This is a genomic window from Nocardioides sp. NPDC054178, from assembly GCF_055585005.1.
This window is the reverse complement of record NZ_JBVJKY010000001.1, coordinates 1,220,991-1,234,364: the sequence shown is the minus strand read 5'-3', so window position 1 is coordinate 1,234,364 and position 13,374 is coordinate 1,220,991. Positions and strand designations below refer to the sequence as shown.

12 protein-coding genes and 1 riboswitch are annotated in these 13,374 nt (G+C 70.6%); of the genes, 6 read left to right on the top strand and 6 right to left on the bottom strand.

Features of this window, described 5'->3' with window-relative positions:
• Positions 1-48 precede the first annotated feature (48 nt).
• The 5 genes from ACZ6WN_RS05895 to ACZ6WN_RS05875 form a co-directional block, all read right to left on the bottom strand.
• Complete coding sequence (locus tag ACZ6WN_RS05895) at positions 49-411, bottom strand: DUF3017 domain-containing protein (RefSeq protein ID WP_465863315.1); 363 nt, start codon at positions 409-411, stop codon at positions 49-51.
• A gap of 4 nt (positions 412-415) precedes the next feature.
• Positions 416-1,267, bottom strand: coding sequence for a bifunctional methylenetetrahydrofolate dehydrogenase/methenyltetrahydrofolate cyclohydrolase (locus tag ACZ6WN_RS05890; RefSeq protein ID WP_465863314.1), 852 nt, complete (start codon positions 1,265-1,267; stop codon positions 416-418).
• A 152-nt stretch (positions 1,268-1,419) separates the two neighbouring features.
• Entirely contained in the window at positions 1,420-3,012 is a 1,593-nt protein-coding gene (gene purH / locus ACZ6WN_RS05885; protein ID WP_465863312.1) for a bifunctional phosphoribosylaminoimidazolecarboxamide formyltransferase/IMP cyclohydrolase, read from the bottom strand.
• Between the two features lie 17 nt (positions 3,013-3,029).
• Positions 3,030-3,107: riboswitch (ZMP/ZTP riboswitch) on the bottom strand.
• 10 nt (positions 3,108-3,117) lie between these two features.
• Positions 3,118-3,729 (bottom strand): phosphoribosylglycinamide formyltransferase, encoded by a 612-nt coding sequence (gene purN / locus ACZ6WN_RS05880; RefSeq protein ID WP_465863310.1) that lies wholly within the window; start codon positions 3,727-3,729, stop codon positions 3,118-3,120.
• A 10-nt stretch (positions 3,730-3,739) separates the two neighbouring features.
• Entirely contained in the window at positions 3,740-5,002 is a 1,263-nt protein-coding gene (locus ACZ6WN_RS05875) for a cell division protein PerM (protein WP_465863308.1), read from the bottom strand.
• Positions 5,003-5,149: 147 nt separating this feature from the next.
• Between ACZ6WN_RS05875 and ACZ6WN_RS05870 the strand changes: the two genes are divergently transcribed.
• The 6 genes from ACZ6WN_RS05870 to ACZ6WN_RS05845 all read left to right on the top strand — a co-directional run bounded on the left by ACZ6WN_RS05870 (position 5,150) and on the right by ACZ6WN_RS05845 (position 12,740).
• Complete coding sequence (locus ACZ6WN_RS05870) at positions 5,150-6,982, top strand: SigE family RNA polymerase sigma factor (RefSeq protein WP_465863307.1); 1,833 nt, start codon at positions 5,150-5,152, stop codon at positions 6,980-6,982.
• 101 nt (positions 6,983-7,083) lie between these two features.
• The gene (locus tag ACZ6WN_RS05865) at positions 7,084-7,587 is read left to right on the top strand and encodes a SigE family RNA polymerase sigma factor (protein ID WP_465863306.1); all 504 of its coding nucleotides are present in this window, start codon (positions 7,084-7,086) and stop codon (positions 7,585-7,587) included.
• A 1-nt stretch (position 7,588) separates the two neighbouring features.
• Positions 7,589-9,109, top strand: a complete 1,521-nt coding sequence (locus ACZ6WN_RS05860) for a hypothetical protein (RefSeq protein WP_465863304.1) — start codon at positions 7,589-7,591, stop codon at positions 9,107-9,109.
• Positions 9,110-9,204: 95 nt separating this feature from the next.
• Complete coding sequence (locus ACZ6WN_RS05855) at positions 9,205-9,711, top strand: SigE family RNA polymerase sigma factor (protein ID WP_465863303.1); 507 nt, start codon at positions 9,205-9,207, stop codon at positions 9,709-9,711.
• Entirely contained in the window at positions 9,708-11,210 is a 1,503-nt protein-coding gene (locus tag ACZ6WN_RS05850; protein WP_465863302.1) for a hypothetical protein, read from the top strand. Before ACZ6WN_RS05855 ends, ACZ6WN_RS05850 begins: the two co-directional genes overlap by 4 nt.
• A gap of 153 nt (positions 11,211-11,363) precedes the next feature.
• Entirely contained in the window at positions 11,364-12,740 is a 1,377-nt protein-coding gene (locus ACZ6WN_RS05845; RefSeq protein WP_465863300.1) for a dicarboxylate/amino acid:cation symporter, read from the top strand.
• A gap of 2 nt (positions 12,741-12,742) precedes the next feature.
• Here ACZ6WN_RS05845 and ACZ6WN_RS05840 read toward each other — a convergent pair whose 3' ends face one another.
• Complete coding sequence (locus ACZ6WN_RS05840; RefSeq protein WP_465863298.1) at positions 12,743-13,336, bottom strand: NADPH-dependent FMN reductase; 594 nt, start codon at positions 13,334-13,336, stop codon at positions 12,743-12,745.
• Between the last annotated feature and the right edge of the window lie 38 nt (positions 13,337-13,374).

Here is a 13,374-nt window from a genome sequence, read left to right as displayed (position 1 = left end):
ACAACGAAGGCCGCCCCTCGGGGCGGCCTTCGTCCTATCTGTACGTCTTCATTCTCCGGGAACGGTCACCGCGAGGATCCACAGCGCGCCCGCGGTCAGCGCCAGCAGGGCCACGTCGAACCAGCGGTTGCGCACCGCCAGCATCCCGGCATCCTTCGCACGCAGCACCGCACGCCCCAGCGACGCGGCCCCCACCCCGGCGGCGAGGACGATGATCCCCACCCGCCAGTGGCCGAAGCCGACCAGCCCGAGACCGACGATCGCCGCCGTCAGCACCCCGAGGTAGACGAACCCGCCGATGGTCGAGGGGAAGCCGCGTACGTCTTGGAGGTCCGTCTTCTCGTGCTCAGGAGCAACCGCCGCCGGTGCGGGAGCCTGCGGCGTGGGGGTGAGCGGCGGGTGGACGGACACGATGTCAGAGCCTTTCGAGAGCCTTCTCAGCGCTGAGGACGATATTGGAGAGCAGCATGGCCCGTGTCATCGGACCCACCCCACCCGGGTTCGGCGACACCCAACCAGCCACGTCCCACACGTCCTCGGCCAGGTCTCCTGCGATCTTACCGTCGACCCGGGAGACACCGACGTCCAACAGGGCCGCGCCCGGCTTGACCATGTCCTTGGTGATGATCCCGGGTACGCCGGCGGCAGCCACCACGATGTCGGCGTTGCGGGTGTGCGCGGCCAGGTCGCGGGTGCCGGTGTGGCACAGGGTGACGGTGGCGTTCTCCGAGCGGCGGGTGAGGAGCAGGCCCAGCGGGCGGCCGACGGTCAGCCCACGGCCGACCACGACGACCTCGGCGCCGTTGATCTCGACGCCGTGACGACGCAGCAGCTCGATGCAGCCCACCGGGGTGCACGGCAGCGGGCCGTCCTCACCGAGGACCAGCTTGCCGAGGTTGTGCGGGTGCAGACCGTCGACGTCCTTCTCCGGGGCGACCCGGGAGAGCAGCGCGAACTCGTCGAGACCGGTCGGCTGCTGCACCAGGAAGCCGGTGCACGCGGGGTCGGCGTTGAGGCGGTCGATCTCGGCCTCGACCTCTTCCTGCGTCGACGTCGCCGGCAGGTCGACCCGGATCGACTCGATGCCGATCTCGGCGCAGTCCTTGTGCTTGGCGTTGACGTACCACCGGCTGCCCGGGTCGTCGCCCACCAGCACCGTGCCCAGGCCCGGGGTGATGCCCTGGGCCTTCAGCTTCTCGACCCGCTCGGCGAGCTCGGCCTTGATCGCCTTCAGCGTCGCGGTGCCGTCCAGCTTCTGTGCTGTCACTTCTTCATCCTGTCACTCTGGGCTGTGGTTTCGGCGTAGTAGGCGGGCCGTGTCTGTTCGTCGAGGTATGCAGGGAAACCGTCACTTCCCACGCGGAGTTCCGCGCGGGAAGTGACGGATCGGCTGCATACCTCGACGAACATCCAGCGCGCTCAGTGTGCGAAGTGGCGCGTGCCGGTGAAGTACATCGTCACGCCCGCCGCCTTGCACGCCTTGATGGTGAGCTCGTCGCGGATGGAGCCCCCGGGCTGCACGATCGCCTTGACGCCGGCGTCGATCAGGATCTGCGGGCCGTCCTCGAAGGGGAAGAAGGCGTCGGAGGCGGCGACGGCGCCGCGGGCGCGCTCGTCGCCCTCGGCGAGGCTGTTGGCCCGCTCGACGGCGAGCTTGCAGGAGTCGACGCGGTTGACCTGGCCCATGCCGATGCCGACCGAGGCGCCGTCGGAGGCCAGCAGGATCGCGTTGGACTTGGCCGAGCGGCAGGCCTTCCAGGCGAAGGCCAGATCGGCGAGGGTGGCCTCGTCGGCGGCCTCACCCGTGGCCAGCGTCCACGAGGCCGGGTCGTCGCCCTCGGCGTCGACGTGGTCGACCTGCTGCATCAGCAGGCCGCCGGAGATCGGGCGGGTCTCGACCGGGGCGCGCTCGTCGGCAGGGGCGACCAGGATGCGGATGTTCTTCTTGCCCTGCAGGATCTCGACGGCGCCGTCCTCGTAGCCCGGAGCCACGATGACCTCGGTGAACACCTCGGCGACCTGCTGAGCCATCTCCACGCTCACCGGGCGGTTGGAGGCGATCACGCCGCCGAAGGCGGAGACCGGGTCGCAGGCGTGCGCCCGGCGGTGGGCCTCGGCGATGTCGGCACCGACGGCCAGGCCGCACGGGTTGGCGTGCTTGATGATCGCGACCGCGGGCTCGGCGAAGTCGTTGGCGGCGCGCCGCGCGGCGTCGGTGTCGGTGTAGTTGTTGTAGGACATCTCCTTGCCGTGCAGCTGCTCGGCACGGGCGAGCCCGGCGGGGCCGAACCCGTTGAGGTAGAGCGCCGCCTTCTGGTGCGGGTTCTCGCCGTAGCGCAGGACGGTCGCCTTCTCGTACGTCCCGCCGACCCACGCCGGGAAGCCGGTGCCGTCGGAGGTGTCGGTGAGCACGGAGCCCATCCAGGAGGCGACCGCCACGTCGTACGTCGCAGTGTGCACGAACGCGGCCGCGGCGAGCGCCTTGCGCTGGCCGTAGGTGAACCCGCCGGCCGCGAGGGCGGCGAGGGTCTCGGCATACTGCTCCGGGCTCGTCACGATCGCCACGGAGGGGTGGTTCTTGGCGGCGGCGCGGACCATCGAGGGGCCGCCGATGTCGATCTGCTCGACGACCTCGTCCGGGCCGGCACCGGAGGCGACGGTCTGCACGAACGGGTAGAGGTTGGAGACGACCAGGTCGAACGGCTCGACCTCGAGCTCCTTGAGCTGCTCGACGTGGGACTCCAGGCGGCGGTCGGCGAGGATGCCGGCGTGCACGCGCGGGTGCAGCGTCTTCACTCGGCCGTCGAGGCACTCGGGGAAGCCGGTCAGGTCCTCGACCTTGGTCACCGGCAGGCCCAGCTTCTCGATCAGCGCGGCGGAGCCGCCGGTCGAGACGAGCTCGACGCCGGCGTCGTGGAGCCCTCGGACCAGGTCCTCGAGACCGGTCTTGTCGTAGACGGACACCAAGGCCCGCTTGATGGCGATCTGGTCCTGCACAGCCGTACTCCTCATCGGTCGATGAATTCGATGAGGGGCACCCAGGCGGTCGATGCCGTCTCTTTACACTCCCCGGTGGTCCCCCACCTGCGCCAGTCGTGTGCTCGTCACTCTAACCGTTCAGGCGCGCCCGAATCGAACCCGCCGACCGTCCACGGTGTAGCCCTCACGGGCGATCCTTCCGACGGACTCGACGAGCATCGAGCGCTCGACGACCTTGATCCGCTCGTGCAGCGTCTCCTCGGTGTCGTCGTCCTCCACCGGCACCGTCACCTGGGCCATGATCATCCCGGTGTCGACCCCGGCGTCGACGATGAAGAGCGTCGCCCCGGTCACCTTCACGCCGTAGTCCAGCGCGTCCCGTGCTCCATGCATCCCGGGGAAGCTCGGCAGCAGCGCCGGGTGCGTGTTGAGCGTCTTCCCCCCGAACCGCTCGAGGAAGGCCTCCCCCACCAGCTTCATGAAGCCGGCAGAGACGACAAGATCAGGCTCGTACGCCGCCACCGACTCAGCCAGGGCCGCGTCCCACTCCTCCCGCGACCCGAAGTCCTTGACCCGGTGCACGAACGTCGGGATCCCGGCGTCGCTCGCCCGGGTCAGCCCCTGGATCCCGTCGCGGTCGGCCCCGACCGCGACCACCTCAGCCCCGAACTCCGGGGACGCGCAGGCATCCAGCAGGGCCTGGAGGTTGGTGCCCGAGCCGGACACGAGGACGACGAGACGCAGCGACATGCTGCGAACTCTAGGCGGCAGAGTCGGTCGGGAGGGAACGCCGGTGCCACCAGGTCATCGCGAGCCCGGAGAGGAGACCGGCGAGGCCGAAGAAGGCGATGGCGTTGACGAGGACCTGTCCCGCGTACGGCCCGACGTCGGCCATCCGGCCGGGGCCGACGGAGCCGCCGGCGACGCCGGAGAGAATGGCGAGGAGCAGGCCGGCGACGACGCCGGCGCTGACGCCGCGGAGGGCGCCCTCGGACCAACGCAGGGTGGGCCTGACCCGGCTGACCCGACAGACTGCCCAGAAGGCGGTGAGCGGGCCGAGCGCCATCACCGCGGCGACCCAGGCGGGCGGGGCACCGTTGTCGGGGAGCGCGGCGAGCATCGGGAACATCGGCAGCGGACCGAGGGTCACCGCCGTGGGGGTGACGGTGGTGCCGACGCCGACCGTGAAGCCCGGGCCCAGGGCGTACGCGCTGGAGAAGAGCACCGCGTTGGGCAGCACGAGGACGGCGAGCAGGGAGTAGAGGATGATCCCGCCGAGGTCGAGATGGAGCTGGGAGACGACGTTGACCGACGTGGTGAAGTCGGTGAAGAGGGCCGCGAAGAACACCAGCGTGCTGACCGCGAACCACCACAGCAGGATCGAGCGGACCATCACCAGTACGTCCACGGCCGCGCGTGGCAGCAGGGTGATCCACAGCGCCGCACGGCCGGAGCCGACCGCGATCGCGGGCAGAGCCACGACGACGCAGAGCCCGACCGACCAGGCGAACACGCCGGCGATGCTCGGCGCGGTGGCCGGGGTGCCGGCGATGATCGCGGTGGCCAGCGCGGTGCCGGCATAACCGAGGGTGAAGAGGCCGGCGACGACCGGGACGGTCAGGTCACGCTCGCCGTCGGCGAGGGCATTGACGTCGGGGCCGTGCAGCGAGACCGCGTCACCGGCCCGGACCGCGACCTGCCACATCACCCAGGCCAGGATCAGGGTCAGGCCGAGCGGGACGACCGTGACCGCGACCCCGGAGACGACGACGCCCGAACCGTGGCCGAGCAGCCACCCGAGCGCGGCGACACGCAGGGCGTCCGACGGGTCGCCGTGGGCTCCCATGTCGCTGATGAACCAGCCCAGGATGCCGATCGCCAGGCACACGACCAGCGTGGCGGCGGCCGTGCCGATGCCACCCAGCAGAGCGACCGCGACCAGCGGGCGGCGGTGGCGGAGATCGTGGAGATCGTCCGCGGAGAGCCCGCGGTCAGGGGTGCGAGGAGGCAGCAGCGAGGACATCGCGTCTCATCCTCGCAACCCGCACCGTCTCGATCAGGGCGACGCGCCGCCCGAAAAGGTCTTGTGCACGCCTGATACCCACCTGTGCATCAACGACCATTGCCAATCATTCGATCGAATCACCTACAGTTGACCGCTGACATGGGCATGACCACGGCAGACCACGAGACCTTCGAGGCGTTCTATCAGGACGTCCGTGGACGCCTCCTTCTCCAAACCTGGTCGCTGACCGGCGATCTGGAGGCCGCCAAGGCCGCCGTGCGCGGCGCGCTGGTCATCACCTGGCACCACTGGCGCAAGGTGAAGCCGATGGACGACTTCGAGCGCGAGGACTGGGTCCGCCCGATCGCCTGGTCCAAGGCGATCCGCAACCACTCGGTGCCGCTGCTCCACCGCGACCAGACGATCGCGCCGGAGGCCCGGAGCACGCTCTCCGCGCTGCGCAGCCTGCCGCTCCACGACCGCAAGGTCTTCCTGCTGGGCCACCTCACCAGCGTCGACCTGGCCCAACTGGCCCGCGAGGTCGGCACCCCGATCAGCCGCACCGAGACCGACCTGCAGGGCGCCAACGCCGCCATCTGCGCCGAGCTCGGGATCGCGCCGGAGCAGCTGCAGTCCATCTTCGACCCGCTCGTCGACGTGCTCACCGAGCAGCCCTGGCCGAAGACCTCGACCCTCACCACGGCCGGCGCCGTACGCCGCCGGGTGCACACCGCGATCGGCGCGGCCGCGGCCATCGCCGCGCTGGTCGGCACCGGCTTCTTCGTCACCCAGGACGCCGAGACCGAGCCGCGGCTCAACACGCTCTCGATGCAGTCGGCGGCCGAGGAGTTCGAGGTCGAGCCGAGCCAGATCCCCGGCAAGAAGCTGACCGCCAAGGACCTGATGACCGAGGAGGAGGTCGCGAAGATCTACGGCGGCTCCTGGGCCGTCGACATCTCCTCCGACAACCTCGAGGGCACCGGCCTCACCATCCCCTGCCAGGCCGACACCTCGGCCGACAAGCGGCCGGTGGCGAGCCTGGCGCGCACCTTCACCGCCAAGGCGAAGGCGACCACCGCCGGCACCACGATCGAGTCGTCCGTCGACGCGAAGGCGGCGGCTGCGGCGTACAAGAAGATGCAGGGGTGGTACGCAGCGTGCGCCGAGCCCCGCTACCAGCTGCTGTTCACCGAGTCGGTCGACGGCATCGGCGACCAGGCGACCCTCTTCACCTACCGCGACTGGGAGAACAACCGAGCGGTCACCTACGGCGTCGCACGCACCGGCAGGCACACCGCCGCGGTGACCGTGAAGACCGAGGGCAAGTCCAGCACGACCGCGGCCAAGACCTCGACCATGCTCGGCACCGCCGTCCACGGCCTCTGCTCGATGCCGGGCGCGGGCGCGTGCGTGGAGACCAAGCGACCGCGTGCCACGGTGGTCCCGATCGCCACGGAGCAGGCACCCGGGCTGATCAACGAGACCGACCTGCCCCCGGTCGCCACCATCGGTGACCCGTGGGAGGGCACCGAGGCGAAGCCGGCCAAGACCAACCCCGCCCAGACCCGCTGCGACGGCACCGAGTTCAACGCCAAGGGGATGACCGGCGCCCAGACGCGCTCCTTCGTGATCCCGGAGACGAAGAAGAAGCTCGCCGACACCTTCGGGCTCACCGAGACGGTCGGCAAGTTCGGCTCCGCCGAGCAGGCGCAGGCCTTCAACGTCGCCATCAAGGACCGGCTGAAGAAGTGCGGCGACAAGCAGCTCGGCAGCCACGTCACCCAGCTCGCGACCGAGTCCATCAAGGACGGCGCGATCACGGTGTGGTACATCCGGGTCGAGCTCGAGAACTCCTCCATCTACTACCGGATGGCCGCGATCCGGCGCGGCGCGAACGTCGCCCAGATGAGCTTCAATCCCGACGGCGACGCCGACATCAGCAACTCCGAGTTCGTCTCGCTCGCCAAGCGCGCCGCCTACCGGCTCGACTATCTCTGAATCTTCCTCCGCCGGATGCAACCGGACCCGCCTCCCAGGCATCTGATCCAGTGAGGCTGGCGTAGGGCCAGATCGGGGACGGCCGGTCCGGGAGGCAGGCGATGGACGAGGACGAGTTCGACGTGTTCTACAACGCGTCCTACCGCCGCGTGTGCGCTCAGGTGTACGCCATGATCGGCGACTCCGACGAGGCCGCCGAGTGCGTCCAGGAGGCGTTCGCCCGCGCCTGGGCACACCGCCGCAAGATGTCCTCGGTCGACTACCCCGAAGCCTGGGTCCGCACCACCGCCTACCGCCTCGCGGTCGGCCGCTGGCGCCGCAAGAAGTACGCCGGCCGCGCCACCGACAGAGCCGTCGGCGTACGCACGGAGATGCCGGCGGTCGACGAGACCCATGTCGCCCTCGTCGCCGCCCTCAAGAAGCTCCCCGAGGTCCAGCGCCAGGCCATCGTCCTGCACCACATCGCCGACCTGCCGGTCCATCAGGTGGCCGCCGAGGTCGGCGCCCCCACCGGCACCATCAAAGCCCGCCTGGCTCGAGGACGAGCCACCCTGGCGGAGCTGCTCGCCGACGAGACACCCGGCGCCGTCTGGAAGGAGGCCTGAGATGAGTGACCCGATCTCGCGTCTGGACCAGTTCCGCGCCGCCACCCCTGGAGCACCGATGAAGTCCGCAGCCGAGGTACGCCACCGGGGTGACCAGATCCGCCGCCGCCAGCGCGCGCTCGTCACCGCCGGAGCCGTGGCCGTGGCCGCCGCGCTCGCCGGACCGATCATCTTCCTCTCCGCCGGGTTCGGCGACAAGGCGATCGACCCGGCACCGGCCCCCAGCGAGACCCCCACCACGATCACCCCCAGCCCGTCCGCCTCGGCCTCCGGGCCGGCGTCGGACCTGACCCGCGCCGCTCTTCCCCTCGCCGCCGACCTGGTCGCCGAGGACCCGTTCCCTGCCTGGGTCGAGGAGCAGACCTATGACGGGGAGGGCAAGAGCGACGACAACGAGTGCCTGACCGCGTCACTGACCGACGCAGGTGCCCGAGCGACCGTACGCCGTGACTTCGTCCCGAAACCCGGGGACGAGCTGTCGGCCTCGGCCGGGACGCTGAAGGCAGTCGTCGCCGAGTTCGGGTCGCCCGAGGAGGCGAAGAAGGCGCGCAGCGATCTTTCGGAGGCGGCAGCCGCGTGCCCCGGTGTGGACGGCGCGGACACCGCCGGCTCGCTGCCTGTCGAGGGCGGCGTCGTCTCCGCCGGACACATCGACGTGGTGACGTACCAGCCCGACGACCCGGACATGCACGCGGTCTGGGAGGTCGCGACGGCCGTCGTCTCCGCCGACGACCGGGTCCTGGTGATGACCCGGAAGCGCGGCGTGCAGAGCTACGTCTCGCCGACCGACCTGCAGACCTCGGCCGTCAACGCCGCCCACCGGATGGTCGGCGCGAAGCGTCCGGTCGAGGCGTCCTCGAAACCGCCCGCTTCGTCACCGGCGACCAGCAAGGCTCCGGAGCCGACCCTGTCGGCACGCAACCTGCTCACCGGCGAGGACGCGATCTACCCCAACGGAGGAGCGTTGGACTGGGTGGAGAGCTCCGGCTCGACGACCACCGGCGAGACCGCACCCGCGGCCAACGCCTGCTGGCAGGGCTCCATGAAGGCCCGCGGAGCGATCGCCACCATGCAGCGCGACTTCGGCCTGGAGACCTCCGAGGGCGGTGACCCCGACGCCGACGCCTACCTCAACGAGACGATCGCCGAGTTCCCGTCCAACGAGGAGGCCCAGGCGGCGTACGAGGACGTGCTCACCTGGTTCGACGGCTGCAGCCCCGAAGGCTCGGACAGCTTCAAGCCCAACCCGTTCGGCGACGTGCCGATGTCAGCGCCGGCCGAGGGCGTGACCGGGCAGGCCGTCTACGGCCCGATCACGGCCGCTCCCGGGACGCAGTACGACCCCGCCGGCCGCGAGGAGGACGGGTGGTTCCTGGAGATGGGCGTCGTGCTCAGCGGCACCCGGATCGCCGTCCTCAGCCAGCTGATCAGCGGGCAGGACTACACCTGGCCGGCAGAGGATGGCGGCACGCCGGTGCAGCAGATGCTCCCCGCCGCAGCCGATCGGCTCTCGTCCAGATGACCGGATATGCAACCCATGTGGACGCTCGCACGTATCAATCCGCGACACTGACGCTCCTGCAAGGGTCGGGTAAAGCCAGCCGGGGAGGCAAGACGATGGACGAGGACGAGTTCGACGCGCTGTACAACGCGTCCTACCGCCGCTTGTGTGCTCAGCTGTACGCCATGATCGGCGACTTCGACGAGGCCGCGGAGTGCGTGCAGGAGGCCTTCGCCCGCGCGTGGGCACACCGCCGCAAGATGTCCTCGGTCGACTACCCCGAAGCCTGGGTCCGCACCACCGCCTACCGTCTCGCCGTGGGCCGCTGGCGCCGCAAGAAGTACGCCGGGAGGGCCGCCGACAGAGCCGTCGGCGTACGCACGGAGATGTCGGCGGTGGACGAGTCCCACGTGGCGCTGGTCGCCGCGCTGAAGCAGCTCCCCGAGGCGCAGCGGCAGGCCATCGTCCTGCATCACATCGCCGACCTGCCGGTCCATCAGGTGGCCGCCGAGGTCGGCGCGCCCACCGGCACCATCAAAGCCCGCCTGGCTCGAGGACGAGCCGCCCTCGCGGAGCTGCTCGCCGAGGACAACCCCGGCGCCCTGGAAGGAGGCCTGAGATGAGTGACCCGATCTCGCGTCTGGACCAGTTCCGCGCCGACGCCCCCGGAGCGCCGATGAGCTCCGCAGCCGAGGCACGGAGCCGAGGTGACCAGATCCGGCGCCGCCGTCGTGCCGCCGTGACCGCCGGCGTGGCGGCCGTGGCCGCCGTCGTCGCCGGGCCGGTCATCTTCCTCTCCACCGGGCTCGGCGACCAGGGGATCGACCCCGCACCGGCCACGAGCGACAGCGCGGTCGCCTCCAGCCCGTCGGGCTCCGCCTCCGCCTCCGATCTCACCCGCGCCGACCTGCCGATCGAGGACGACCTCGAGACCGACGACCCGTATCCCGCCTGGGTCCAGGAGCAGACCTACGACGGCGAGGGCACCGACGCCTACAACGACTGTCTCACCGAGTCGCTGGGCGACTCCGGCGCGCTGGCGACGTACCGCCGCGACTTCGTCGCGGAGCCCGGGGCGGAGATGGCAGACGCGGCAGGCACGCTCAACGCCGTCGTCGCCGAGTTCGGCTCCGCCGACGAGGCCGAGACCGTACGCACCGACCTCTCCGACGCCGCGACCTCCTGCCCCGGTGTGGACGGAGCCGACGTGGCCGGATCGCTGCCGGTCGAGAGCGACGTCATCTCGGGTGGGGACATCAACGTGGTGACGTACCAGCCCGAGGACCCGGACATGAACGCGGTCTGGGAGACCGCGACGGCCGTCGTCTCCGCCGAGGACCGGGTGCTGGTGATGACCCGGAAACGCGGTGTCCAGGACTACGTCTCGCCCACCACCCTGCAGACCTCCGCCGTCAACGCCGCCTACCGGATGGTCGGCGTCGCGCCCCCGGGCGATCCGTCCGCCACCCCGACGGAGGCGGGATCGCCCGCGGCAGACGGTCTCAGCGCGGCCAACCTGGTCGACGGCAGCACCTTCCCCGCGCTCGACCGCTTCGAGAGCCAGCTCGGCTGGAACCAGTACACGCCCACCCCCGACGTGCCGACGCTGGCCTGCCAGAAGGAATGGCTCTCCTCGCTCGGCGCCTCGGCGAAGGTCGCCTCCGACTACCGCTGGGACACCGACAGCGCCATGGTCGGCCAGGTGCACGTCGCGGTGCTGGACTTCGCCGACGAGAACGCCGCCGGCGCTGCGTATAACGAGGTCATGGAGTGGATGGAGGTCTGCCCGGCCAACAAGCTCGGCGTCGACCCGACCGTCACGGACCTGCCCATCGACGTGTCCGACGACCTCGACGCCGGGCCGAAGCGCGCGGCCCGCTCGCAGGCGACCTACCCGGGTATGGACGGTGGCGACAGCGCGTGGTTCGAGACCGAGCTGGTCGCTGAGTACGAGACCCGGCTCGTCCTAGTCGGCTACGCCGAGCTCGCCGGCCCCTGCCCGCCGAGCACCGGCGACGAGGCCGACCCGTGCTACCAGCCGGACCAGCCCGACTCCTGGCCCGGCCGGATCCTCGCGATCGAGAAGGCGGCGGTCACCGCCGGGATCAGCGACCTGCGCTGAGGGGCTCCACTCAAACACGATATGGTTGATCGTCTTTCATAACTTAGCGTGGAGACTCCTGTCACAACGCGCTCACGCAGGGAAGACGCGTACCGGCCAGGACGTTCGGGCCCAACAGAGCCCCGACCCGCCTCAACCTTGGAGAACCTTCTCGTGTCCACCGCCCCCACCACCCGACGGCGCCTGCGGCTTCCGTCCTTCTCGGTCCAGATCATCCTCGGCCTCGTCTTCGGCGTCGCGCTCGGTGCCGTCGCGCGAGCGATCGGCCCTGGGGCCGGCGACGAGGCCAACTGGCTGACGACGACCCTCGCCACGATCGGCGGCTCGTTCGTCTCGCTGCTCAAGGCCGTCGTCGTACCGCTGATCTTCACCGCGATCATCGCCTCGATCGCCAACCTGCGTACGGTCAGCAACGCGGCCCGGCTCGCGGGCCAGACGCTGCTCTGGTTCGCCATCACCGCGGCGATCTCGGTCGTCATCGGCATCGGCCTGGGACTCCTCTTCCGGCCCGGCAGCAACACCGCGGTCAGCACGGCCGACGCGGCCGAGGCCGGCGCCTCCGCTTCCTGGCTCGACTTCCTCCAGGGCCTGATCCCCGGCAACTTCCTCGGCCTCGAGGCATCGACCAGCGTCGAGCAGGTCGGCGGGAGCCCGCTCGCGGAGACCGCACTCAGCTTCAACGTCCTCCAGGTGCTCGTGGTGGCCCTCGCGATCGGCATCGCGGCGCTCAAGACCGGCGAGAAGGCCGAGCCGTTCCTCGCCCTCAACCGCTCCTTCCTCGCCATCGTGCAGAAGGTGCTGTGGTGGATCATCCGGCTGGCGCCGATCGGCACGCTCGGCCTCATCGGCAACGCGGTCGCCTCCTACGGCTGGGACTCGCTGAGCTCGCTGGCCTGGTTCGCGGTGGCCGTCTACGTCGGCCTGGCCCTGGTCCTCTTCGTCGTCTACCCGGTGCTGCTGCGGGTCAACGGCCTCAACCCGCTGGCGTACTTCCGCGGTGCCTGGCCGGCGATCCAGCTCGCCTTCGTCTCGCGCTCCTCGGTGGGCACCATGCCGGTGACCGAGCAGGTGACGGTCAAGAACCTCGGCGTCCCCCAGGAGTACGCCTCGTTCGCCGTCCCGCTGGGCTCGACCACGAAGATGGACGGCTGCGCGTCGATCTACCCGGCGATCTCGGCGATCTTCGTCGCCCAGATCTTCGGGATCGACCTGGGCATCACCGACTACCTGCTGATCGCCTTCGTCTCGGTCGTCGGCTCGGCCGCCACCGCCGGTCTCACCGGCGCCGTGGTGATGCTGACCCTCACCCTCTCGACCCTCGGCCTGCCGCTGGCCGGCGTCGGCCTGCTGCTCGCGATCGACCCGATCCTCGACATGGGACGCACCGCGGTCAACGTCGCCGGACAGGCGCTCGTGCCGACCATCGTGGCCAAGCGGGAGGGCATCCTCGACGTCGACCGCTACCGCTCCGCCTCGGCGGAGGGCCTCCTGGCGGACGAGGAGCCCGCCAAGGAGACGGTCGCCGCCTGACGTCACCCCGGGTAGGCCGCGCCCGCACGCGCGGCGCGCAACGCCTCGGCCCACCAGGTGAGCTGAGCGAGCATGCCCTTGGCGTAGACGGCCGAGTCCGGGTCGCCGGGGCGACCGTTCTCGTCGAGGCGCTCCCAGTAGCGCGGGAAGGCAAGGCGCGCCTGGAGCGGGTGGGCGTGCAGCTCGGTGAGCACGTTCTCCAAGTGCAGGGCGGCGTGGCGGCCGCCGCTGTCGCCACCGTAGGAGACCAGCGCGACCGGCTTGGCCTGCCACTGGGTGAAGTGCCAGTCCAGGGCTGACTTCAACGAGGCCGGATAGCTGTGGTTGTACTCCGGCGTGACCACGACGAAGCCGTCGGCCGCCGCGAGCGCCTCGGTGAGGTCGCGCTGGCCGTCCGGCCGCGGGTAGTCGTCCCCGGCAGCCTTCGGCGACTCGGCGGGCAGGGACAACGGGATCTCGTGGTCGGCCAGGTCGATCAGCTCGACCTCGAGACCGCCGTACGCCTCGGCCTGCTCGGCCACCCAGGAGCCGAAGATCGGACCGCCGCGGCCTTCCCGGACGCTGGCGGTGATGACTGCGATACGTAGTGGGTTCATGTCGTCCAGGTTCGTGCCGATCAGCGAGCGGTGGGAGA